This is a genomic window from Maritalea myrionectae (assembly GCF_003433515.1).
Lineage (GTDB): Bacteria > Pseudomonadota > Alphaproteobacteria > Rhizobiales > Devosiaceae > Maritalea > Maritalea myrionectae.
The window spans coordinates 761,275-783,119 of the sequence record NZ_CP021330.1 but is presented as its reverse complement, the minus strand read 5'-3'; the positions used below and the strand labels follow the sequence as shown (position 1 = coordinate 783,119).

Genomic DNA, 21,845 nt, shown 5'->3' with positions numbered 1-21,845 from the left:
TTTTTCGATGGCGCTCGGCCCCATCACTCGTTAAATCTGTCAAAGGCATATCCATGAAACTCAATGGCAATGAAATTCGCCCAGGCAACGTGATTCAGCATAAAGGTGCGTTGTGGGTTGCGGTGAAAGTGCAAAGCGTTAAGCCCGGCAAAGGGGGCGCATTCGCCCAGGTTGAGCTTAAAGACATCGTTTCCGGCACCAAACTGAACGAGCGCTTCCGCGCTGCTGAAACAGTTGAAAAAGTGCGGTTGGAGCAAAAAGACTATCAGTTCCTTTATGCCCAGGGCGACATGCTGGTATTTATGGACAATGAAAGCTATGAACAGCTTGAATTGCCCATCGAATTTGTTGGCGACCGTGCAGACTTTTTGCAAGACGGCATGAACGTGACCGTTGAAAGCCATGAAGGCAAACCTTTGGGCATTTCCTTGCCACAGTTTGTCACCTTGGCGGTTGCGGAAACCGAACCCGTTGTCAAAGGCCAAACCGCTGCCAACTCGTTCAAACCAGCGATTTTGGAAAACGGGATCAAAGTTATGGTGCCGCCTTTCGTTGGTCAGGACGAAAAAATCGTGGTCGACACAAACGAAATTACTTATTCAAAACGCGCCGACTAGGACAATTCTATAATGGCTCAATCTGCCCTTCTAACAATTATGACTGCTGCGGCCCGCAAAGCAGCGCGGTCGCTCAAGCGAGACTTTGGCGAGGTGGAAAACCTGCAAGTGTCGCGCAAAGGGCCAGCGGATTTCGTATCCGCTGCCGATAAGCGTGCGGAAAAAGCCATTTACGAAGAGCTGCACAAGTCGCGCCCAAGCTATTCTTTCTTGATGGAAGAAGGCGGCGAGGTGGAAGGCACGGACGGCCAGCACCGCTGGATCATTGATCCGCTCGATGGCACCACCAACTTTTTGCACTCCATCCCCATGTTTGCGATTTCCATTGGGCTTGAGCGCAACGGCCAAATGGTCGGCGGCGTGATTTACAATCCGATCACGGACGAGCTGTTCACCGCTGAACGGGGCAAAGGCGCCTTTTTGAACAATCGCCGCCTGCGCGTTTCCGGCCGCATTCACTTGGCCGATGCAGTGGCCGTTACCGGCATCAAGCAAACCACAAATGTGCGTAACGACACACAGACCATTTCAGAAGTTGCGGCCATCAATGCCGCCTCTTCCGGTGTGCGACGCACAGGTTCTGCCGCCCTCGACCTGGCCTATGTGGCCGCAGGCCGTTTTGATGCCATGTGGGAACGCGATTTGGCCCCATGGGACATTGCCGCAGGCTTGTTGATGGTGCGCGAAGCTGGTGGCCTTGTCACCGACTTGAACAACAAAGATATCAAGCCCGAAAGCGGCTCGATTTTGGCGGCGAACGAGAAACTGCATGCGCAAATGCGCAAGGCACTTAAAGCCGCTTAACAGCTGGCATCATATCCCTGCCATAGTTCGCAGCAACACTCATCAGCGCGTCGTGCAAACGGCGCGCTATTTGCGTTTTGGCTCAACTATGCCCGATTGGCAATTTGGTATTGTCACACAAGAGCACACTCTCTAGAATCGCGACATAAGTGGTTCGCACTTTCGGGGAAGAGGGAATTTTTGAAGTATGGCACCGTCTTACGATCCTTATCGTTTATCCAGCCCAACCATCTATCTCATCAAAATGATCATCTTTTTGATCATTGTGGCCATGATCGGGATTATCCTCGCCCCACAATTGACTGAGGCCTTCTGGTCCAACCCGTTCATCAATTTGGTGATTTTGGGGGCGTTGTTCGTGGGCATTGTGCTCAGCTTTATTCAAGTGATCCGCCTATTCCCTGAAGTGAACTGGGTGAACGGATTGCAGGACGGCAACCCTAACTCCGGTCAACCCCGGCTCTTGATGCCGGTTGCCGCGATCTTGCGCGACCATTTGGGGGAAACCGTCATCACCCCCGCTTCAATGCGATCTATTTTGGATTCTGTGGGCAACCGCCTGGACGAGGCCAAAGACACCTCGCGCTATCTAACCGGCCTACTCGTGTTCCTCGGCCTGTTGGGCACATTTTATGGCTTGCTGCAAACGGTGAGTTCGGTCGGCGATGTCATCGCCTCACTTGATGTCACCAACAGCGATTCCGGCAATTTGTTTTCCAATTTGAAAGATGGCTTGGAAGCGCCTTTGTCTGGCATGGGCACCGCCTTTGCATCCTCCCTGTTCGGCTTGAGCGGCTCGCTGATTTTGGGCTTTTTGGATTTGCAGGCCAGCCAGGCGCAAAACGCGTTCTATACCGATCTGGAAGACTGGATGTCATCCATGACCGAGCTGGACCACCCCATGACCCAAATGCAGGCCAACCAAATGGGTGTCGACGATTCAAGCATGCAAGCCATGGTGGAGCAGCTGGGCGCCACCATGCAAAATTCGTCCTCGTCGCAAAACGCCATCCGCGCCATGGCGGAGTTGGCCCACGGCCTCGACGGGTTGACCAAGCTTATCCGCAAGCAACAAGAGGATTTGCGCGTCCACATCAACGACCAGGCCGAAAACAACGCGCAAATGCGCAAGCTGGTTGATGCATTGCTGCAATCGGTTGAAGACGAACAGTCCGAGAAAAAAGACAAGGGCAAAGGGGACGCATAAATGGCTCTTTCCCGCTCCCGCCGCCAAGCCCGTCAGGATTATTGGCCCGGCTTTGTGGATGCCATGGCCAGCCTGTTGCTGGTCATCATCTTTCTTCTGTCCGTGTTTATGCTGGCGCAGTTTTTCCTCAGCCAGGAAATCTTGGGCAAAGACACAGCACTCACCCGGCTGAACTCACAGATTGCTGAGTTGACCGAACTGCTGCAATTGGAACGCGCCAATTCTGACGATTTGGAAGCCACCATTGCCTCTCTCTCCGCCACATTGGCCGGGACGGAAAGCGAACGCGATCAGCTGCAAAGCCAGCTACAGGGGCTCGGCGCAGGGGTATCCGACAAGGATGAGCGCATCGCAACACTCACCAGCGAATTGGCAGACGAGCGCGAAATGAGCGATGAAGCAACGGCGCAAGTCGCCTTGCTCAACCAGCAATTGTCCGCGCTGCGCTCACAAATCGCCGCCCTTGAACAGGCCTTGGAAGCCAGCGAGCAGCGCGACCTTGAAAGCCGCACGCGCATCTCAGACTTGGGCCGCCGCCTCAATTTGGCGCTGGCGCAACGGGTGCAGGATTTATCCCGCTATCGGTCTGACTTTTTTGGCCGCTTGCGCGAAATTCTGGCGGGCCGCAGCGACATCCGCGTCGAGGGCGACCGCTTTGTGTTCCAATCTGAAGTGCTGTTCAGCGCGGGCAGCGCCGAAGTGGCTGACGCAGGGTTGGATGATTTGAACGCCTTGGCGAGCGCCATCAAAGAGCTGGAAAACGAAATCCCACCTGAAATTCCGTGGGTGCTGCAAATTGGCGGCCATACGGATAAGCGCCCGATCAACACCCCACGCTTCCCTTCAAACTGGGAGCTTTCCGCCAGCCGTGCCATTTCCGTGGCCAAATATCTGGTGGACCAAGGCATCTCACCACAAAGGCTAGTGGCTGCTGGCTTTGGGGAATTTCAGCCGATCGATGATGGTGACTCAGAAGAGGCCTTCCGCCGAAACCGCCGCATCGAATTTAAACTGACAAACTAAAAGCTCCCTCCCCGCGGTGGGGAGGGTTTAGGGCCGGACGAAAAATGGAAGTTTGCCGGAAAGCCTATTGCTGAAACTGTAGTTTCGCCAGCTCGGCATAGCGGCCGCCCTTGGCGATCAGTTCATCGTGGGTGCCCTCATCGAGCACCTTGCCATCTTCCATCACCAAAATCCGGTCCGCGTTTTTGATCGTCGCCAAGCGGTGGGCGATAACAAGGGTCGTGCGGCCCACCATCAAACGCTCGAGCGCGGCCTGCACCTTGGTTTCGCTTTCCGCATCCAACGCGCTGGTCGCCTCGTCCAGCAACAGGATCGGCGCATCCTTCAGCAGGGCGCGGGCAATGGCCACGCGCTGCTTTTGGCCGCCCGACAGCATCACCCCGCGTTCACCCACAACGGACTCGTAGCCATCTTCCAGCCGCGAGACGAAGTCATCCACGAGCGCTGCTTCCGCCGCCTCGCGCACTTCTTCGTCGGTCGCCTCTGGTTTACCAAAGCGGATATTTTCCGCAATGGTGCCGGAGAACATGACCGAATCTTGCTCCACATAGGCAAAGCGCTGGCGCAATTGCTGAAAATCAGCCTGACGCACATCCACGCCATCCACTTTCACACTGCCGCTTGAGGCATCATAAAAGCGCTGCAACAGTGAAAACAGAGTTGATTTACCCGCACCGGAAGCGCCCACAAGCGCTACGGTTTCACCGGGTTTCACTTCCAGATTAATGCCGTTAAGCACTGGCTCATCCTGCCGCGTCAAATAGCGGAACTCAACGTCCTCAAATTTAACCGTCCCCACAGGGGGTTCAGGAAAACTCAACGGATTGCTGGGTGTTTCTATCGTCGGTTCGGTGGCCAGAATTTCGGTGATCCGTTCGCTGGCCCCCGCGACGGTTTGCAACGTGCCGAGAATTTCAGAAATACCCGTCAGCGTGCCCGTTGCCAGCATGGCATAAATCAAAAACTGGCTAAGTTCGCCAACAGTGATTTGATCCGTCAGCACCAATTGTGTGCCGACCCACACCAATGCAACAAGCGCCGTGGCAGTCAGAAAGATAACAAAGGCAATCATCCCGGCACGCACCAAAAGCCGCGCAACCTCGGATTGATAACTGCCTTCGGCATAGCCCGCATATTCTTCATTGCGGTGCTTTTCCTGGGTAAAGGCCTTGATGGTCTTAATTGCCCCAAATGTCTCCGTTGCCATAGCCGCCAGATCGGCAATGCGGTCCTGCTGGCGCCGCGACAGATTGCGGATATAGCGCCCTAGCCAAACAATGGGAAACACCAAAAGCGGGATCACAACGATGACCGTGGTGGCCAAATAGGGCGAGGTGACAAACATCATCAACACCGCACCAATCAGCATCACACTGGAGCGCAGCACAACTGGCAGGGCCGAATCGAGCGCGCCACGCACAATGCCCACATCGCTGGTAATCCGCGAAATCAACTCGCCTGTGCGGTTGGTGTCGAAAAAAGTGATGTCCATATCCACGAGGTGCTTAAACACCGCCCGCCGAATATCCGTGATCACCCGCATGCCGATAACAGATATAAAATAAAACCGCGCCGCAGACGCCAGCGCCAAAACCCCGGCAATCGCGATGATCACGAAAGAATATTGATTGATGACATCAAGATTTTGGGCAACGAACCCTTCATCAATAATGTTGCCGATCAAAGACGGAATGGTCAGTGAAGCGATTGCCGCCACCAGCAGGAATAATGCCGTAAGCCCCAGGCGCACGGGGTAATGCAGTACAAAGGGCAGCAAAGCTTTAAGCGGCTTCACTCCACTTGCGGGTTGGCGTTCTGACAAAACGATATTTTTCAAACGCTCATCCACCGGCTTTTCCGGCGCCGCACTTTGCTCTGACATATGATCGATCCGATTGGTTTGTGAGCAGTAAAAATAGGTATTGCGCGGTCTAACATCAATAGCGCGCGCACGAAACTCTATGTCCATTGCCAAATTGGGTAAACTCTCTCTTGCGCCCAACGCAATCTTGTTATAGAACCCCGGCAACGAAACGAATTTTGCGGGTCGCGCAGGCATGAATTGCGCCATGAATTGCACGATGACTCGCCTTTACACTTTTTGAAGGTAAGCAAACGATGAAAAAAGATCTTCATCCTGATTATCACATGATCAAAGTGGTCATGACTGATGGCACTGAATATCAGACCCGTTCAACTTGGGGTTCTGAAGGCGATACAATGCAGTTGGATATTGATCCAAAAACGCACCCAGCGTGGACAGGTGGCTCAGGCCAGTTGCTCGACCGTGGTGGCCGCGTGTCTCGCTTTAAAGAGAAATTCAAAGGCATTTTGGGCTAAGCCTCAAAATTCTACTTTGAAAACAAAAACCCGGCCTCGCGCCGGGTTTTTTGTGTTTGGCCTATCAATAGGGCTTAACGCTGAAACGCATCTTTCAGCCGCGCCAATTGGCTGACCACCGGATTGTCTGTGGGGTGTTGTTGTTCTTCTTTTTCCATCGCATCCAGCGCCAAAATCCGCTTATGCAAAGCATCTGCCCGCGCGATCATATCGCGCATCCGGTCCGGCAATAGCGCCCAATCCGCATGTTCGTCACCAATCGCCATAGCGTTTAGTTCCACCCGACGATCCTCATTGCGCGCGTCATCCATCGAGATCTCGCCCTCTTTCACCGCGCGCCGCAGCAGAAGCCAACTGGCCAATTGCATCAATCGCGTGGTGAGTTGCATGCTCTGGCTGGCATAAACCAGCGCCGCATCCCGCCCAAGTGCTTTGGATTCGGCACGACCTTCACCATCGAGATAGCCGGCGACCTCTTCAACCAACGCCATGCCCTCGCGATAAAGCTGGTTAAACCCGCCAGCCTGCACCAGTTTCGGGCCAAGTGATTGTGCGCCTTGCTCGTGTTCGTTCTCGCTCAAGCCAACAGTCCCTTTTTTTCCACGATTAATCGATTGCCGCAGAGTATAGCGGTAAAGGTTTAACAAACAAACATGGCGGTATGCGGGCAAACCCGACCCTGAAATTGCCCCAGAAAAGAAAAAAGAGCCGTCGAAGCGGCTCTCAAAGTTAACAGGGAGGCGTCAAACAGAGTGTAAAAACCGCTCTGCTAGATCCAGACCATGCTGGATAATGGTAAGTTAACCCCATTTGATTAATACAACCTTAATTGGAGTCATTTTTTTAACCTTACTCATTTGCTGCCCCTTAGCCTTAATCAAATCTGACCGGAAAACCTGTTGAACAAACATTTAGATCTTTGGACTAAAAACAGACGAGCCAAAGGGAAACACCGCATGAGAAAATCCAAGCCCACAATGGGGCAAATGCTGATTGAGCAGCTAAAGTCTGGCGATTGGTTGAATGCCGAACGCGTGCGCATTGCGGGCAGCTTTGCGTTCATTGCCTATATTGGGCTGCTGGTGTTTGTGGTGTTTTTCCCAAATGGATTTAAAAGCGCCAACGGGCAATATCTCATTTTAGATTTCAATAGCTTCTGGACTGCAGCCAAGCTGGCATTGGCGGGCGACAGCTTGACCCCTTATAGCGGCCAGCCCTTTTTAGAGCTGCAAAAGGAATGGACCGGATTTCAGGATACTTCGTTTGCCTTTTTCTATCCGCCAACCTGGTTGGTCTATGTCTTGCCGTTCGGCCACTTTTCCCAACCAATTGCATATTTCTTATTCAATTTGATCGGTTTCGGTTTGGTCATCCTTTTTGGCCGCGCACTTTTCAAGAGTTGGAAATCTGCGTTTATCCTCTGCGCGTTTCCAGCTGCCATGAACTGTATGTTGCACGGCCAAAATGGCCTATTGTCTGCCGCCCTACTCGGCGGGGCAATGTTATGCCTGCAACATAGACGTTTTGTGCTGGCGGGCATTTTCATCGGGCTCTTGAGCTACAAACCCCAACTGGGATTGATCATTCCGCTCGCCCTATTGTTCGCACGCCACTGGCACACTTTTCTTTCCGCCGCCGTCACCACAATTGCCATAGCTGTCGTCAGCCTCTTGATATTCGGCCTTGAAACTTGGATGGCCTTTTTTGAGCAATTGCCCATCGCCTCCTATGTATTGCGGAACGGAATTGTTAATTGGGAAAAGATGGTCTCGGTTTACGCTGCACTACGTGTGCTGGGCCTTTCAGATACCTGGGCATCAGCAATCCAAATATTGGTCAGCCTTGCCATCGTGCTGCTTCTTTTCCAAATTTGGCGCCCCAAGCCGCATCACACGCAGCAATCCCAAGCCTACACCGACAAAGAAATGGCCAATCGTTCCGCAATCCTCATCGCCGGGGGATTGGTGTTCACCCCTTTTGCACTCGCATATGATTTCATGATCCTGATCGTGCCGATTGCTTACTTGGTCAAATCTGGTGTGGAAGAAGGGTTCCAGCCTTATGAAAAGACCATCCTGGCGATCATTGTGCTTTTGTCCGCCATTACATCTCGCTTCGCGCTGACAACGGGCATCCCAATCGCGCCGCTTTTACCGCTGGCAATTGTCGGCCTGGGCGCATATCGCCATTGGACGTCCTCATCACACAAAACCATCGACCTTCCGCAGGAAACCAACTAGAGCGCCAACCCCGAAGCTATCGCCAGCAAGGCTTCTTCCGCATTTGGGCGACCAATCAATTGCGCGCCCACGGGCAAACCGTCGGGCGTAAAACCCAAAGGCAAAGTCACGACGGGAAAGCCGAGTAGAGAAATGGCGCCTGTGTAATAAGTCAGCGCATCATAATACCCCAGCGAAAACCGATCGACGCCAAACGAACGATCATAATCACGCACGCCGTTATGATCTTGCACGGGCTGCACATGCTCAAAGGCAGGCATTGGCGTCACTGGTGTGATGATCGCGTCAAGGTTCCCAAAGGCAGATAGCGCCGTCTCAATATAGTCATCCCGTCGCTGAAGCGCCGCTTTGTAGGTCGATTTTGATCGGGCATATCCCTTTTGCACCTGCGCCAGAAAATCCGGAGATCGCCTTGCTGCAGCCCGGCCAAACAGACGCGCCGCCAACCGTGCAACCCAGGGCATTAAGCCGCCTGTTTCATACCCCATCAAAAATGCAAAATCATGCCGCAGAGACGCGGCAAAAATATCCATGTCGACATCGGCAAACTGCACGCCCTGACGCAATGCATTTGCCCGCCATTGGTCGAAGACGGTGCGCACGTCGCGACCCAACGGATGCGCATCGCCATGTGGCAACCAACCGAGTTTGACGTCGGATTTAGAGGGCCCCGACAAGGGCGGTGGCACATCCTCATTGCCGCGCATAAATTGATGCATCACCCATAGATCGTCGGCGGATCGCCCTATGATCCCCGGCCGCGCAAAGTGGGCCAGTGCCGCTGTTTCATTTAACAGCATGCCACGATTGCTGAATTGCCCCTCGGTCGGCACGAGGCTCATCACGCCACAAAAATGCGCGGGTATGCGCAAAGAACCCGATAAGTCTGCCCCAATATCGATAAGGCTGAGCCCCGCCGCCACAGCCGCCGCGCCGCCGCCCGAGCTCCCGCCTGCTGTGCGTGCCAAATCATGGGGATTATTAGTGCGGTGCCCGGCGCCATCCACGGCCTGAAAGTCCAGCGCGAGCGGTGGCATATTGGTGCGACCGATGAAATGGGCCCCATTTTTGCGCAACGCGGCAAGTGCTGGCGCATCTTTTTTGCTCGGGTTTTTAGCCAATTGCCCAAACCCAAACCCCAGCCGTGTCCCGGCAAGATGAAATTGATCCTTTATCGTGACCGGCAGTCCCGCAAGGGGGCCAAACTCCACGTTGGGCAAATCTTCATGCACACAAAAAGCACCAATATCGCCATCAATTTCGCGCCGCCGCAGCTCTAATTGGTGCTTTATGTCAGCGTTGGCTTCTCGCGCAATGTCAGGGCTGTCCGCATAAATGTGACGCAGAGTGGGCAGGTGAAAATTCTCGGTATAAACGGACATGGCAAACTCCTCATATGGAGCTTACCGTTAGCCTGCGTTTGTCATCCCGTCTTTGGCCAATCTTGCTGGATTGGCGTCAACAAGCCTAAAACTTGAACACGGATTCAGCGGCGCTCTTGCTGCTCTTTTTGTCTTCAATGCTCGCTTCAAGGCGCTTGATTTCAGCTTTTAGGGCCTCAATGCGCAACTCCAATTCGTCGATTGAGATATCGTCGAGCGGCACACCAAGTTCATGTACAACACCTTTCTTGAAGGATGGTGAAACATCTTCGTCCATTTGGCGTTCTCCTTAAAGCTGATAGCGTTAGTTCCAGAATTGATCGTAAATTCGATTCAGGCAAATCAAAAGGATTATTTAAATGAGCGACGCGGAAAAAATGAATGCCATTGAAATCGAAACTCCCGGCGGCCCGGAAGCGTTGGTGAGGTCGCAAGTGGCGAAACCTTATGCCTATCCCGGTCAAGTGCTCATCAAAGTGAAAGCTGCGGGCATCAACCGCCCGGATATTTTGCAGCGCAAGGGCCTTTACCCCGCGCCCGAAGGCGCCTCCCCCCTGCCCGGGCTTGAAGTGTCCGGAATCGTTGAAGATATTGGCCGCACCACAGATCAGGCCCCCACCTCCTTGACTGTGGGCGACGAAGTGGTTGCCCTCACCAATGGCGGTGGTTATGCCGAATATGTCAGCGTACCGTGGGGGCAGGTTTTGCCCAAACCCAAAGGCTGGGACTTTGCCGAAGCCGCCACCATTCCGGAAACCTTTTTCACGGTCCAACAAACATTGATCGACCGCGCCACCCCCGGTAAAGGCGACTGGGTGCTGGTGCATGGCGGCTCCGGCGGCATTGGGGCCACGGCCATCCAATTGGCCAAACTGGCGGGTGCCAACGTGATCACCACTGCCTCGACGAAGGAAAAATGCAATTATTGCATCCAAATGGGCGCCGATGTGGCCATCAATTACATGACCGAAGATTTTGTTGAGCGCACCAAAGAGGAAAGCGGCAAAGGCGCCAACATCATTGTCGACTTTATTGGCGGCGACTATGTCGACCGCAATTTGCGCGCCGCAGCGCCTGACGCAACCATCATCCAATTGGCCAATTTGGCAGGGCGAGAAGCAACCCTCACCATGGGGTTGGTGGTGGCCAAACGGTTGACCATTTTTGGCTCGACCTTGCGGGCGCAGCCAGACGAGGTGAAAGCAAAGATTGCACACAATCTGATGGAGCAGGTTTGGCCAGCCATTGAGGCGGGGACAATTCACAAGCCCAAGATCAAGCGATTCAAAATGGATGAGGCCGGAAAGGCACATGAAGCCATGGATGCAGGCGATCATTTGGGCAAAATTGTCTTGGAAATGTCATAGCTTATGCATGTTTAACAAAATATGATTGCAACAAACCCGCCAAATCATTATAAAAGGGCCAATCCCCCAAATTTTCAGCTTGAAAGGGGCGTGCAAATCTAAACCGGTTTGCACCCAAAGGAAGATATTATGGCCACTACACTTTTAATGCCCAAAGCAACTGCCGTTTGGCTGGTCGACAATACCGGCCTGACCTTTGACCAGATCGCCCATTTCTGCAGCCTGCACCCGCTTGAAGTGCAAGGCATTGCTGATGGTGATGTAGCTGGCGGCATTAAGGGCGCCAACCCTGTGCAAATGGGGCAATTGACCCGCGAAGAAATCGAAAAGGGCGAAAAAGACCCTGCATATCGGCTGCAAGTTTCTGGCCCCAAAACCATTGTGGCCAAGCAAAAGCGCCGCGGCCCACGCTATACGCCTGTGTCCAAGCGTCAGGAAAAGCCGAATGCGATTTTGTGGTTGGTGCGCAATCACCCTGAATTGAAAGACGCGCAATTGATGCGTCTGGTGGGCACCACAAAGCCAACCATTGAATCTGTGCGTGAGCGGACACACTGGAACGCGGCCAATCAGACCCCGGCCGATCCGGTGACCTTGGGCCTGTGTACGCAGGTCGAGTTGGATATGGAAGTGCGCAAGGCAGCCAAGAACGCGCCAGCTGAGACACAGCATGTTGAAGAATCTGGTTTGTTGACCGCAGAGGAAGCCATGTACCGCGCTTCTGACCACATCAAACCAACCGATGATGTGTTTGATCCGGCCAATGCCGATCAGCCATCAACTGAAGAAGAGCGTGAATATGATGTCGACAGCGTGTTCGGCAATTTGGGCAGCCTAAAGTCTGACGACGACGACCGCTAAAATTCTTCAAAAATATTATTGATAAATATACCGGGTTCGCCGCATCATAGCATCAACATGATTTGGAGATGTAGATGGCGAACCCGGTACTTTTTGTGATTGCCCACCCAGACCTCGGCCAATCGCGTGCCAACCGCCATTTTGCCAGCATCGCAAAATCTGTCGAAGGCGTTGAAGTGCTCGATCTTTACAAAGCCTATCCCGACATGTTCGTGGATGGCAGCCATGAGCGTCACCGCATCAACGACAAATCTACACTGATCTTACAATTCCCCATTTATTGGTATGCTGCCCCGGGGCTGCTCAAAGAGTGGATTGACCGCACATTTTCCTATGGCTGGGCCTATGGCACCAATGGCCATGCACTGGAGGGCAAAAACCTGATGCTGTCCATTGCCACTGGTTCTGAAGAGCGGGCCTATGCCAAAGGCGGCGCCCACCAATATCCATTGAAAGAGTTTTTGCTGCCCTACCGCCAAACTGCACATTTTTGCGGAATGAATTGGCTTGATCCCTTGGTCTATTACCATGCCCGCGCCAGCGAAAAAGAAGAGCTGCTCGCCCATGGCAACATGTTAAAATCGCGATTAAATGAGCTTGTGGGCACCCCGAGCGAGTTGGAGACTGCACATGGAGCATAGTTTCCTTCTCGCCTGCTTTATCTTTTTGTCCGCAGCTGTGATCGTGGTGCCCTTTGCCAAGGCCACAGGTCTCGGCTCTGTCTTGGGCTATTTGCTGGCCGGCATCATCATTGGCCCCTTTGGCTTGGGCTTGGTCACCGACCCGGAAACCATCCTGCATTTCTCCGAATTCGGCGTCGTCATGATGCTGTTCCTGATCGGGCTGGAATTGCAGGTGCGCGAACTCTGGTCCATGCGCAACAAATTGTTTGGCCTTGGTTTGCCGCAAGTGCTCATCACAGCGCTGGTCATCGCGTTAATCGGCTATATGGCGTCAATGCCCTGGCAATCCGCCGTAATTATGGGTCTTGGCCTCGCCCTGTCCTCAACTGCCATTGTGCTCAAAATCATTGAGGAACGCGGCATCATGGCCACCAATACGGGCCGTTCCGCCTTTTCTGTTTTGTTGCTGCAAGATATTGCCGTGATCCCCATCTTGGCGATCATCCCGCTTTTGGCATTGCCCGAATTGGTGGGCCATACCCCCACTGACGATGGTCACGGCGGAGCTGCCACTGCCGAAGGCGGATGGCAAGTCGCAGCCAAAACTGCCTTTGTATTCGCCACCATGTACCTGTCCGGACGCTATTTGTTGCGTCCCGTCATGCGCTTTATCGCCAAAAGCGGCGTGCGCGAAATCTTCACCGCACTATCCTTGCTGCTGGTCGTGGCCGCGGCCTTGTTGATGGAGTGGATCAATGTGTCTGCCGCGCTTGGCGCTTTCATGGTGGGCATGATTTTGGCCGACAGCGAATATCGACATGAACTTGAAAGCGATATAGAGCCGTTTAAAGGGCTGCTGCTGGGCCTTTTCTTCATCTCTGTGGGTATGAGCATCGAATTTGGCGTATTGCTCGACAACCCGGTCCTGATCGCCAGCATGGTGATCGGCTTGGCCGTGATCAAAATGGTCATCCTGTGGAGCTTGGGCACCATTTTCCGCTTCCACGTTGCAGATCGCATGCTGTTTGCCATCATCTTGGCCCAGGGCGGTGAATTTGGCTTCGTGCTGTTCCAGTTCGCCACCGCATCAGGCGCGTTGCTGCCCGAGCACGCAGACTTGCTCAACGTCACCGTCGCAATCTCCATGGTCATCACCCCCATCTTGATTTTGATCTATGATCGCTTGCTCTCACCAAAATTGGTGAAAGACAACCAGACCGACCGGGAGCCGGATGATATTTCAGTGCGCAATCGGGTGATTGTGTTGGGATATGGACGTTTCGGCCAAATCGTCACCCGCCTGATCACCGCGCAAGGATTCGACGCTACATTGATCGATCACGATGCTGAACAAATCGATTTGGTGAAACGATTCGACACCAAAGTGTTTTTTGGTGACGCGCGGCGAGCAGATTTGCTGGCCGCCGCCGGCGCGAACCAAGCCCATATTTTGATTATCGCCATCCACAACCCCAACACGGTGACTGAAATCGCCGCCATGGTGAAAAAGCACTTCCCGCATATCACCATTTTGGCACGGGCACGGGATCGCAATCACGCCCATGAGCTGATGGATGAAGGCGTCACCGATTTTGTGCGCGACACATTCCACTCCGGCCTCCAATTGGGCATCAAGGCCCTGGTGGCACTGGGATATGAGGAACACCGCGCCCATCGATTGGCCAAAACCTTTGCCCGCCACGACATCAAAATGTTGCATGAAGCTTATGAGCTGAAAGACGATATGGAAGCGATGATCGGCCATGCGCGCTCCGCCAAGGAATTGCTGGCACAGGTCATGGAGTCAGATTTGGTGGATCTGGACCCCGCCAACGCCAACAACTGGACATCTGAAAAAATTCCAGATGATATAGAGCGCGAAAACAAAGCCCGCTCTCAGGAATAAATTCATTGTCATTTTTCGATATCGACCCCAACCTCTATATGGTGGCGGCCCTCACCATCTTTTTGGTCTCTTTGTCAAAATCGGGGCTGATTGCAGCCCTCGGCATTATTGGCGTGCCCATGCTCACATTGGTGATGCCTGCGCGTGAAGCTGCGGGCATGATGTTGCCCTTGCTTTTATTTATGGACGCGATTGGCATCATCGCCCTGCGCAAACAGGTTTCATGGCCAAATATTCGCATTCTGCTGCCCGCCGCCCTTGTTGGCATTGTACTGGGGTGGCTCTTTTATGCCTTTATCACCGAAGCAATGGTGCGGCTCATGATCGGCATCATCACCATTATTTTTTGTTTGGATGCGTGGCTGCCGCTGCGTCAGGCCCTGCCTGACAAACCGCCATCCAAGCCCTGGGGCTGGTTTTGGGGATCATTGGCGGGTTTCACCAGCTTTGTCAGCCACACTGGCGGCCCCCCTTTTCAAATCTATATGTTGCCCCAGCGGCTGGCGCCCGTGCTCTATGCGGGCACGACCGTCATCTTCTTCACAACCGTCAATTTGGTCAAATTGATTCCCTATGCCGCCCTCGGGCAATTATCGGTGTCTAATCTCACGCTGGCACTCAGCCTTTTACCCGTCGCCGCCATCGGCATGGCCATCGGCATATATTTGGTCAAGCGGATTAACGCCAAGCTATTTTACAACATTGCTTATGTGCTGGCTTTTGTTCTGGCGCTCAAGCTCGTTTATGACGGCACAATGGCCTTTGTATAAACAAAAAGGCCGCGGGAGATCCCGTGGCCTTCGATGATCCAAAGACTTTAAATAATTGGACTTACACTTACACTCTTACTGACGCGTCTGCCCCTGCAACTTCGACATTTCGTCTTTCAACTCGAGCTTTTTTCGCTTTAGCTCACCGATACGAAGTTCGTTCAATGCCGGTCGTTGCATCTCTTGATGAATTTGCTCATCTAATGATGCATGTCGGCGCTCGAGCGCGTTGAGGTGGGAAGTAGTGGTCATGAAGTCTTCCTTTCTCTTATGAACAATGAAAGTGTGACAAAAAAATTATGGCCTGTCCAATGGCAATTTTGTGGCGATTTGGTTCAAATTATTGCCGCTCTGTTAAAACACAGTGCAATTGCTTGAATTTTGAGGTAAAATGGCTGTGTATTGCGTAACAACCGAACAGACGGTCTTTCTGTCATGATGAACTTAACCACCGAGCAAAAAGCATATATGGGGGCCGAACTGGCTGCCAAGCGCCAGGAGCACAAGGATTTAGACGCGTCAATCAACGCGCTTCTAGCCACCGGTTGCCAAGACGCCATGATGTTGCAGCGGCTGAAAAAGAAAAAACTCGCGATCAAAGATCGCATTATTTATCTCGAGCAATTCGTGATTCCCGACATTATCGCCTAAAGACCAACCTCAACAGGGCCGCAATCGCTTGCAAAGTGCCCCTTATTAGGCTAAACGCCCTTTTTGACATTTAGCGAGGGGCTGAAATGCCAACCAACCCGCCAATTGCCATCGTTATGGGATCTCAATCTGATTGGGCCACCATGCGTCATGCCGCCGATACACTGGATCAGCTTGGCATCGAATATGAAGCGCGCATTGTTTCTGCGCACCGCACCCCAGATCGCATGTATGAATTTGCCAAATCCGCCGAGGAACTGGGCTTCAAAACCATCATCGCCGGTGCTGGCGGTGCCGCCCATTTGCCCGGCATGGTTGCCGCCCTCACCCATCTGCCCGTGTTTGGCGTTCCTGTGCAATCGAAAGCCTTGTCCGGCAAAGATAGCCTTTATTCCATCGTGCAAATGCCAGCGGGCATTCCCGTCGGCACATTGGCGATCGGTCAGGCTGGCGCCACCAATGCCGCCCTCCTCGCCGCTGCTGTGATCGCGCTTTTTGATGAAGAAGCCCGCGACGCGCTGATCGAATATCGCAAGGCACGCACCCAAGCCGTCAACGAGTTTCCAACAGACGAGTAATTATGAGCAAGATGCTGCAGCCCGGCGCAACCATTGGCATTCTCGGTGGCGGACAATTGGGGCGTATGCTTGCCCTCGCCGCGCACAAATTGGGACTGAAGGTCCATATTTATTGCCCCGACCCGCAAAGCCCCGCATTTGAGGTCACACCGCACAAGACCATCGCCTTGTACGAAGACCGGAAGGCACTAAAGGCATTTGCTGAAACGGTCGATCTGGTCACCTATGAATTTGAAAATGTCCCTGCCGCGACCGCAAAAGCCATTCTTGAATTCAACACCCCCTTGGCACCCGGCGCCAAAGCCCTCGCCACCGCGCAGGACCGCTTGATCGAAAAGACATTTATTGAGCAAGCAGGCGTGCCTGTTGCCCCCTTTGCCAATGTGGAAAGCCAAGCAGAGCTGGAAAGCGCGGTGCAAACCATCGGCCTGCCCGCTGTGCTTAAAACGCGGCGCTTTGGTTATGATGGCAAAGGCCAGAAATTCTTGCGCCAGCCTGAGGACGTAACAGGGGCCTTTAAGGAGCTGGGTGAAAACCCTTGCGTGCTTGAAGGCTTTGTCAGTTTTGACCGCGAGATTTCCGTGATCATTGCGCGCACCGCCAGCGGCGAAACCGCAGCCTATGATCCGGCAGAAAATGTGCACCAAGACGCTATTTTACACACCAGTACGGTCCCCGCGCAAATTTCAGATCATGTAAAGCAAGATGCGTTAGGCGCGGCCGCGAAAATTGCCAATGCGTTGGATTATGTGGGCGTCATGGGCGTTGAGTTCTTCGTCACCGACGCAAATGACCATCTTGTGGTCAACGAAATCGCCCCACGTGTCCACAATTCAGGCCACTGGACCGAGGCCGCCTGCCTGATTTCACAGTTTGAACAACATATGCGCGCCATCGCCAATTGGCCTTTGGGTGACACCACACGCCACTCCGATGTGGTGATGACCAATCTGCTCGGCAACGACATCAATCAGGTCACCGAAGCCCCCACACCGCACACCATGGTGCACCATTATGGCAAATATGAAGTGCGCCCCGGGCGAAAACTGGGTCACATCAACCAAATTTCCCCCAAAAACAGCTAATTTTAGCGGCAAAAACCGCGTGCTTCGCTGGACAAATGGGATTCAATTTGCTATTCACCACGCCAACGATGGCTGGATGGTCCAGCTCGCGTCGGCAGGTTATTGGCCGATGCCTGATTTTAACAACGATTTAAAGGCGGTGTAGCGCGTGCAAGTAGTCGTTCGCGATAACAATGTAGATCAAGCTCTTCGGGCTTTGAAAAAGAAACTTCAACGCGAAGGTGTATTTCGTGAAATGAAGTTGCGTAACTACTATGAGAAGCCTTCTGAGAAAAAGGCACGTCAAAAGGCTGAAGCCATTCGTCGGGCACGCAAGTTGGCACGTAAACGTGCACAACGCGAAGGCCTCGTCGGCGGTCGCTAAGATTTACGCCTTTTGCTAAGAATTAAAAACGCCGCTCTTTCGAGCGGCGTTTTTGTTTGTCCAAATTATGCAGACTGATCAGGCTGCGGCATCGGCTCACCCGAAAGGAGCTGGGCAAACACTTGATCAAACACTTCGTCGGGCTGCGCACCAGACATGGCATATTGCTCATTGAAGATGAAGAACGGCACGCCCTGCACCCCTTGCTTGCTGGCATCTGCGGCCGCTTTTTCAATATGCCCTTTAAGGTCCTCGCGCTGCACCAGCGCAAAAATCTCTTCCCGGTCAAACCCATGCGCTTCAGCCAAATCGGCCAAGAAATCAGGGTCCGAAATATTTTCGGCTTTCAAATAATTGGCGCGACTCAGAGCCAAGGCAATTTCCTGCTGCTTATCTTGCTCTTTCGCGATGGCGATCAAAATCTGTGCCCGCTGCGTCGGATAGCGTATTTCTTGCTTGCGCATATCGAGATCAAGGCCAGACTTTTTGCCTTCTTCTTCCAACCGATCCCACATTTCATCCGGGGCCTGGCCATATTTCATTTGCAGAACGTCGCGCGCATTCTCGCCGCCTTCGGGCGTGTTCGGATCCAACAAATAAGCGTGATGTGTCAGTTCCAACTCCACATTGGGATCAAGACGTTGCAAAGCTTGATCAAAGCGGGTCAGCCCCACCAAACACCACGGACAGGCAGGGTCTGAAAAAAGGTCAATCTTGATTTTGTTGGACATAAAAGGCTCCCGTGATTCGTTGCCCCAGCCTAGGGGGTTTGACCGATCTTGACAAATCACAGCTAGCTTATCTTGACGCGCATCACTTACCGTTTATGGGCAATGCGCTGGGCGTAAAATCACCCCGACACGCCAGCAAATCGGCTTGAAACGCCTGGCGCTCCGCTTCACTCAAATTATGATAATTCACAATCGATTCCACAATGTTCAGTTTGCGCTGCAATGCGGGCTGTTGGAAATGTGTTACCAAATCAAACAAGGTCTCATCCTGTTTGGTGATGCTGTAAGACACCCCAAAATGCTCCAGCATGATATAGGCGGCAAACAACTCGGCAAAATCCTCAAACTGATTGTTGCGCCCATAAAAAGAGTTGAACCCCGCCTCATCAAGATCAAGCAGTCTTTCGCTGGATTCCCCAACGCCCAAAATATCGGAGAAAATGGCTTCATAGCCGGCAAGGGCGTTGCGCGATTGATAGTCCGACTTATTCAACGCTTGGTGCGCAAACTCACAATGGAAAAGCCCCAAATTCGGCCGACTATTATAGTCCGCATTGGTATCGACGATGTGGCCCAGTTCATGAATAAGCACACTGGCAAATGAATATCTTAAGCCCCAATTGTTCGGCTCTGCAAAATTCAGGACCAATTCAAGGTCGCGGCCATCTTCGAAATAACGGGAATCATCACTCAACCAAGTCCATCTATATTGCGTCGGCGGAAGAGCCTCCTCATTGTTCCTCAAAAGCAAATAAAACAGCTTCTGCCGATCAAAATAGATCGTAGTGCCACGCACAAATGCAACGGTGCCCGTCAGGTGATAATTTTTCACCACTCGAATTTCATCCACGGCACAAAATGCTTCTTTGATGATGCGCGGTGACTTTTCAAAAACTAGATCAAATTGCGGTTCGACCGGATATGCGGCATAGCTATCAGGAAGAGGCCCGCACCTGTCTTGAAAAGGATAGTCCGCATAGCAAATCTTGTCTGAAGGTGGCGTTGCACACACCTCGGCGTTTGCTGCAGACAAGCCAGAAATGCACGCAAAAATTATGGCTGCCGCACGTATGCTATTTCTAAAAAGCATATGTGACCTCTTTAAATATTGGCGATCAATACCAATACGTATCACATCCCCTTCAAGTTCACCGCGTCGCGCATCAATTGCACATTGCGGCTCACGCGATCCTTTTTAGGCTCAGTATCCGTCCAATAAAGCGTGTGGGTAACAAAGCGCGATTTGCTGCCAAATCGCTCATAGGTGATCTTCACATTTTGATCGAGGATGCCCTGACCAAACCGGCCTGCCCCGCGCAAAGGTCCGCCCAGCACATCCCCCTGCCAGAAGAAGAAGGGGTTGTGCTCATCATAAAAATTGGTCCAGCGCACCGCAGAAAATACGGCACCATGGTGGGCATAGGCATTCTTTGCATCCACCGCCCATTCCGTGCGCGTTTTCGGGATCGGTTTTTCGGCGGCAAAGTCGATGGGGTCGTTGGAATAAAGCACACCAAAATCATCGTTAAAAACTTGCGGTGGCGCGGTGGGGAACAAACGCTCTTTTTTCAACTTGCCAAAGTTCACCGCCCCGCGGGCCAGCAAAAATTGCGCATGGCTCAGCGGTGATCCCGCGGTGATAAAATCGGTGATTTTCCAATAGGCGTTGCTCCTTCGGCCATCTTTGCGCGGCACAGCACCTTGCGCCCGGATGGCATCCGACACATTGGATTGCGCCGCGCAATAGCGCGCCAGATCCGCATCAGACCATCGCTGGATGCCATATTTCTGGTTTAGCTCCAGCACCAAATGGTCATGATCGGCCAAGGCTTGCCGCACCTTTTTGCCTGGCGGGTTTTCGTTGGTCGGCCCCAACTCCTCCCACAACAGGTGCAAAATATCGTAGGCCACGACGGAGCCAAGCGAATGGGCAACGATCACGATGCGCTCATAAGCCGGATCTTCATGCAAACGCCGTAACAATTGCAGCCCGCGATCCCGCACCAGATGGCGCCCAGCCACCGTATCCGGATGCGCGCCCAGATAACCGGCAACATCGCCCAAATAGGGCAGAAAAATCAAGGATGTGGCGATCGACAGCAAAATGGTGAAACTCACCACCAAGGTGCGCAGGGTCAAATCTTCCGTGAGGAAAATAAGATAATATGTCACCAACCCGATCAGCGCGTAGCTCGGCCATCGCAGCAGCCAGCGCAACGAATTTATTCGCGCGGCGACTAAAATCATGAGCACCAAACACACCACCCCGAGAAAGATAACCCCCGGCACACTCAGCCGGGCCTGTTTGGCCGCCTCGGACCAGAAATCAATGCCAAACTGTGTGGCCACGCCCAGAAACAAAACGCTGAACATCACCCACAAAATCAACACCACCAAAAAGCAAAGCGCCGTCCAGGGCCAAACCATGCGCTCCAGCACATATTCTGGCCGCACCTTGATGACGCGCATCAGCCAGCGCCACAGATTTTTAAGTTTCGCATTGTCCAAAATGTCGGCGTAGTAAAACTCAAAGAAATCCGTGCGGCAGCCATCCTGCATCCCTGGCGTGGTGATGCGCTGCAAATCATGGCTGCCAGTTTTGATATCCGGCACGATCCAGCTTTTGTTGCCATCTTCATCGCGATTTTGCGGGTCATTCAGCGCAATCGAATCGTCAGTTGTCCAAAGGGCGTCAACAATGGTGCGCATGGTGCCCATGGGGCGCTGCTCGCCCATGCCATGCACCACCACCACAGCTTGCTTTTTACGTTTCATTCTGGCCCCTGCCCCAATGTCAAAACTCAATCTACGGAATCGGATAAAAGTGCGTTCGCCGCATTATCATGCAAACGCCCCAAGAGATCAAAAAGCAAATCCTGCTCACCCTCGGTCATGCCCGCCATTAAGATCTCATTCATTTGAACATAGAATGTCGAAAGGTCCCGCTTGCCTTCGCCTTTCTCGGTCAGAAACAATTGCGTCGCGCGCTTGTCCTTGGCGTTCACCCGCTTTTCCAACCACCCTGCTGTCTCCATCCGGTCTGTCAGCCGCGACATGGCAGGCAACGCATTATTGCTGAACTTGCACAACATGCCCACGCTTATGCCGTCGTGCTGCCACAGGGCATTTAACACCACCCATTGCTGCAAGCTCAAATCGTGCGGCGCCAACAATTTATTGGCCAGCTGGTTCACCCGGGCGCTGGCGTGGGTGACCACGCGCCCCATCGATTTTGGCCGCGTAACAAGCGGCTCATTTGTGGTCGTCATCGGCAATCTCACCTTTTTATTTACATG

The 21,845-nt window shown here is 53.0% G+C and carries 24 protein-coding genes; 15 read left to right on the top strand and 9 right to left on the bottom strand.

Features of this window, described 5'->3' with window-relative positions:
- The first annotated feature begins 53 nt into the window (after window positions 1–53).
- The 4 genes from efp to MXMO3_RS03875 all read left to right on the top strand — a co-directional run bounded on the left by efp (window position 54) and on the right by MXMO3_RS03875 (window position 3,651).
- Window positions 54–617 carry an elongation factor P gene (efp, locus tag MXMO3_RS03890; RefSeq protein ID WP_027834984.1) on the top strand — a complete coding sequence of 188 codons (564 nt, stop codon included), beginning with the start codon at window positions 54–56 and terminating at the stop codon, window positions 615–617.
- Between the two features lie 12 nt (window positions 618–629).
- Window positions 630–1,421, top strand: coding sequence for an inositol monophosphatase family protein (locus MXMO3_RS03885; protein ID WP_036221879.1), 792 nt, complete (start codon window positions 630–632; stop codon window positions 1,419–1,421).
- A gap of 187 nt (window positions 1,422–1,608) precedes the next feature.
- Window positions 1,609–2,628 (top strand): hypothetical protein, encoded by a 1,020-nt coding sequence (locus MXMO3_RS03880; RefSeq protein ID WP_036221882.1) that lies wholly within the window; start codon window positions 1,609–1,611, stop codon window positions 2,626–2,628.
- Window positions 2,629–3,651: a peptidoglycan -binding protein gene (locus MXMO3_RS03875; RefSeq protein WP_027834986.1), complete on the top strand. Its 1,023-nt coding sequence runs from the start codon at window positions 2,629–2,631 to the stop codon at window positions 3,649–3,651. It begins immediately after the preceding gene.
- Between the two features lie 64 nt (window positions 3,652–3,715).
- On the opposite strand, the gene MXMO3_RS03870 is transcribed toward MXMO3_RS03875, so the two are convergent.
- Window positions 3,716–5,533 (bottom strand): ABC transporter transmembrane domain-containing protein, encoded by a 1,818-nt coding sequence (locus MXMO3_RS03870; RefSeq protein WP_027834987.1) that lies wholly within the window; start codon window positions 5,531–5,533, stop codon window positions 3,716–3,718.
- Between the two features lie 236 nt (window positions 5,534–5,769).
- Between MXMO3_RS03870 and rpmE the strand changes: the two genes are divergently transcribed.
- A complete protein-coding gene (rpmE, locus tag MXMO3_RS03865; protein WP_027834988.1) occupies window positions 5,770–5,991 on the top strand; it encodes a 50S ribosomal protein L31 in 222 nt (73 codons plus the stop codon).
- Between the two features lie 74 nt (window positions 5,992–6,065).
- On the opposite strand, the gene rcdA is transcribed toward rpmE, so the two are convergent.
- On the bottom strand, window positions 6,066–6,572 hold the full coding sequence (gene rcdA, locus MXMO3_RS03860; RefSeq protein ID WP_245985798.1) for a protease adaptor protein RcdA: 507 nt from the start codon (window positions 6,570–6,572) through the stop codon (window positions 6,066–6,068).
- Between the two features lie 375 nt (window positions 6,573–6,947).
- Between rcdA and MXMO3_RS03855 the strand changes: the two genes are divergently transcribed.
- Complete coding sequence (locus MXMO3_RS03855; protein WP_117395001.1) at window positions 6,948–8,231, top strand: glycosyltransferase family 87 protein; 1,284 nt, start codon at window positions 6,948–6,950, stop codon at window positions 8,229–8,231.
- Here MXMO3_RS03855 and MXMO3_RS03850 read toward each other — a convergent pair.
- Complete coding sequence (locus MXMO3_RS03850) at window positions 8,228–9,613, bottom strand: amidase (RefSeq protein ID WP_117395000.1); 1,386 nt, start codon at window positions 9,611–9,613, stop codon at window positions 8,228–8,230. The genes MXMO3_RS03855 and MXMO3_RS03850 overlap by 4 nt on opposite strands.
- A gap of 85 nt (window positions 9,614–9,698) precedes the next feature.
- Window positions 9,699–9,890: a DUF1192 domain-containing protein gene (locus MXMO3_RS03845; RefSeq protein ID WP_117394999.1), complete on the bottom strand. Its 192-nt coding sequence runs from the start codon at window positions 9,888–9,890 to the stop codon at window positions 9,699–9,701.
- An 82-nt stretch (window positions 9,891–9,972) separates the two neighbouring features.
- Between MXMO3_RS03845 and MXMO3_RS03840 the strand changes: the two genes are divergently transcribed.
- From MXMO3_RS03840 to MXMO3_RS03820, 5 genes are all read left to right on the top strand, one after another.
- On the top strand, window positions 9,973–10,980 hold the full coding sequence (locus tag MXMO3_RS03840; protein WP_205468072.1) for an NAD(P)H-quinone oxidoreductase: 1,008 nt from the start codon (window positions 9,973–9,975) through the stop codon (window positions 10,978–10,980).
- Window positions 10,981–11,109: 129 nt separating this feature from the next.
- The gene (locus MXMO3_RS03835; RefSeq protein ID WP_027834994.1) at window positions 11,110–11,841 is read left to right on the top strand and encodes a DUF1013 domain-containing protein; all 732 of its coding nucleotides are present in this window, start codon (window positions 11,110–11,112) and stop codon (window positions 11,839–11,841) included.
- A gap of 74 nt (window positions 11,842–11,915) precedes the next feature.
- Window positions 11,916–12,482 (top strand): NAD(P)H-dependent oxidoreductase, encoded by a 567-nt coding sequence (locus MXMO3_RS03830; RefSeq protein ID WP_117394998.1) that lies wholly within the window; start codon window positions 11,916–11,918, stop codon window positions 12,480–12,482.
- The gene (locus tag MXMO3_RS03825; RefSeq protein ID WP_027834995.1) at window positions 12,472–14,370 is read left to right on the top strand and encodes a monovalent cation:proton antiporter-2 (CPA2) family protein; all 1,899 of its coding nucleotides are present in this window, start codon (window positions 12,472–12,474) and stop codon (window positions 14,368–14,370) included. The genes MXMO3_RS03830 and MXMO3_RS03825 overlap by 11 nt, the downstream gene beginning before the upstream one ends.
- 5 nt (window positions 14,371–14,375) lie before the next feature.
- Window positions 14,376–15,140 carry a sulfite exporter TauE/SafE family protein gene (locus MXMO3_RS03820; protein WP_117394996.1) on the top strand — a complete coding sequence of 255 codons (765 nt, stop codon included), beginning with the start codon at window positions 14,376–14,378 and terminating at the stop codon, window positions 15,138–15,140.
- A gap of 75 nt (window positions 15,141–15,215) precedes the next feature.
- Here the strand turns inward: MXMO3_RS03820 and MXMO3_RS03815 are convergent, their stop codons facing one another.
- On the bottom strand, window positions 15,216–15,392 hold the full coding sequence (locus tag MXMO3_RS03815) for a YdcH family protein (protein ID WP_084634117.1): 177 nt from the start codon (window positions 15,390–15,392) through the stop codon (window positions 15,216–15,218).
- Between the two features lie 186 nt (window positions 15,393–15,578).
- Here MXMO3_RS03815 and MXMO3_RS03810 point away from each other — a divergent pair, with 186 nt between their 5' ends.
- The 4 genes from MXMO3_RS03810 to rpsU all read left to right on the top strand — a co-directional run bounded on the left by MXMO3_RS03810 (window position 15,579) and on the right by rpsU (window position 17,818).
- A complete protein-coding gene (locus MXMO3_RS03810) occupies window positions 15,579–15,791 on the top strand; it encodes a YdcH family protein (protein WP_027834997.1) in 213 nt (70 codons plus the stop codon).
- Window positions 15,792–15,877: 86 nt separating this feature from the next.
- On the top strand, window positions 15,878–16,369 hold the full coding sequence (gene purE, locus MXMO3_RS03805; protein WP_027834998.1) for a 5-(carboxyamino)imidazole ribonucleotide mutase: 492 nt from the start codon (window positions 15,878–15,880) through the stop codon (window positions 16,367–16,369).
- 2 nt (window positions 16,370–16,371) lie between these two features.
- Window positions 16,372–17,454: a 5-(carboxyamino)imidazole ribonucleotide synthase gene (locus MXMO3_RS03800; RefSeq protein WP_117394995.1), complete on the top strand. Its 1,083-nt coding sequence runs from the start codon at window positions 16,372–16,374 to the stop codon at window positions 17,452–17,454.
- A 148-nt stretch (window positions 17,455–17,602) separates the two neighbouring features.
- On the top strand, window positions 17,603–17,818 hold the full coding sequence (rpsU, locus tag MXMO3_RS03795; protein ID WP_027835000.1) for a 30S ribosomal protein S21: 216 nt from the start codon (window positions 17,603–17,605) through the stop codon (window positions 17,816–17,818).
- 65 nt (window positions 17,819–17,883) lie between these two features.
- Here rpsU and MXMO3_RS03790 read toward each other — a convergent pair whose 3' ends face one another.
- The 4 genes from MXMO3_RS03790 to MXMO3_RS03775 all read right to left on the bottom strand — a co-directional run bounded on the left by MXMO3_RS03790 (window position 17,884) and on the right by MXMO3_RS03775 (window position 21,818).
- Window positions 17,884–18,549 (bottom strand): DsbA family oxidoreductase, encoded by a 666-nt coding sequence (locus MXMO3_RS03790; protein ID WP_117394994.1) that lies wholly within the window; start codon window positions 18,547–18,549, stop codon window positions 17,884–17,886.
- An 82-nt stretch (window positions 18,550–18,631) separates the two neighbouring features.
- Window positions 18,632–19,639, bottom strand: coding sequence for a zinc-binding metallopeptidase (locus MXMO3_RS03785; protein WP_117394993.1), 1,008 nt, complete (start codon window positions 19,637–19,639; stop codon window positions 18,632–18,634).
- Between the two features lie 41 nt (window positions 19,640–19,680).
- On the bottom strand, window positions 19,681–21,324 hold the full coding sequence (locus MXMO3_RS03780) for a hypothetical protein (protein WP_117394992.1): 1,644 nt from the start codon (window positions 21,322–21,324) through the stop codon (window positions 19,681–19,683).
- A 26-nt stretch (window positions 21,325–21,350) separates the two neighbouring features.
- Window positions 21,351–21,818 (bottom strand): MarR family winged helix-turn-helix transcriptional regulator, encoded by a 468-nt coding sequence (locus MXMO3_RS03775; protein ID WP_117394991.1) that lies wholly within the window; start codon window positions 21,816–21,818, stop codon window positions 21,351–21,353.
- Between the last annotated feature and the right edge of the window lie 27 nt (window positions 21,819–21,845).

Excerpts from the sequence above, each read along its gene's own strand:
- efp (WP_027834984.1), top strand. The coding sequence starts at position 54 with ATGAAACTCAATGGCAATGAAATTCGCCCAGGCAACGTGATTCAGCAT.
- MXMO3_RS03885 (WP_036221879.1), top strand. The coding sequence starts at position 630 with ATGGCTCAATCTGCCCTTCTAACAATTATGACTGCTGCGGCCCGCAAA.
- MXMO3_RS03880 (WP_036221882.1), top strand. The coding sequence starts at position 1,609 with ATGGCACCGTCTTACGATCCTTATCGTTTATCCAGCCCAACCATCTAT.
- MXMO3_RS03875 (WP_027834986.1), top strand. The coding sequence starts at position 2,629 with ATGGCTCTTTCCCGCTCCCGCCGCCAAGCCCGTCAGGATTATTGGCCC.
- MXMO3_RS03870 (WP_027834987.1), bottom strand. The coding sequence starts at position 5,533 with ATGTCAGAGCAAAGTGCGGCGCCGGAAAAGCCGGTGGATGAGCGTTTG.
- rpmE (WP_027834988.1), top strand. The coding sequence starts at position 5,770 with ATGAAAAAAGATCTTCATCCTGATTATCACATGATCAAAGTGGTCATG.
- MXMO3_RS03855 (WP_117395001.1), top strand. The coding sequence starts at position 6,948 with ATGAGAAAATCCAAGCCCACAATGGGGCAAATGCTGATTGAGCAGCTA.
- MXMO3_RS03850 (WP_117395000.1), bottom strand. The coding sequence starts at position 9,613 with ATGTCCGTTTATACCGAGAATTTTCACCTGCCCACTCTGCGTCACATT.
- MXMO3_RS03845 (WP_117394999.1), bottom strand. The coding sequence starts at position 9,890 with ATGGACGAAGATGTTTCACCATCCTTCAAGAAAGGTGTTGTACATGAA.
- MXMO3_RS03840 (WP_205468072.1), top strand. The coding sequence starts at position 9,973 with ATGAGCGACGCGGAAAAAATGAATGCCATTGAAATCGAAACTCCCGGC.
- MXMO3_RS03835 (WP_027834994.1), top strand. The coding sequence starts at position 11,110 with ATGGCCACTACACTTTTAATGCCCAAAGCAACTGCCGTTTGGCTGGTC.
- MXMO3_RS03830 (WP_117394998.1), top strand. The coding sequence starts at position 11,916 with ATGGCGAACCCGGTACTTTTTGTGATTGCCCACCCAGACCTCGGCCAA.
- MXMO3_RS03825 (WP_027834995.1), top strand. The coding sequence starts at position 12,472 with ATGGAGCATAGTTTCCTTCTCGCCTGCTTTATCTTTTTGTCCGCAGCT.
- MXMO3_RS03815 (WP_084634117.1), bottom strand. The coding sequence starts at position 15,392 with ATGACCACTACTTCCCACCTCAACGCGCTCGAGCGCCGACATGCATCA.
- MXMO3_RS03810 (WP_027834997.1), top strand. The coding sequence starts at position 15,579 with ATGAACTTAACCACCGAGCAAAAAGCATATATGGGGGCCGAACTGGCT.
- purE (WP_027834998.1), top strand. The coding sequence starts at position 15,878 with ATGCCAACCAACCCGCCAATTGCCATCGTTATGGGATCTCAATCTGAT.
- MXMO3_RS03800 (WP_117394995.1), top strand. The coding sequence starts at position 16,372 with ATGAGCAAGATGCTGCAGCCCGGCGCAACCATTGGCATTCTCGGTGGC.
- MXMO3_RS03790 (WP_117394994.1), bottom strand. The coding sequence starts at position 18,549 with ATGTCCAACAAAATCAAGATTGACCTTTTTTCAGACCCTGCCTGTCCG.
- MXMO3_RS03785 (WP_117394993.1), bottom strand. The coding sequence starts at position 19,639 with ATGCTTTTTAGAAATAGCATACGTGCGGCAGCCATAATTTTTGCGTGC.
- MXMO3_RS03780 (WP_117394992.1), bottom strand. The coding sequence starts at position 21,324 with ATGAAACGTAAAAAGCAAGCTGTGGTGGTGGTGCATGGCATGGGCGAG.
- MXMO3_RS03775 (WP_117394991.1), bottom strand. The coding sequence starts at position 21,818 with ATGACGACCACAAATGAGCCGCTTGTTACGCGGCCAAAATCGATGGGG.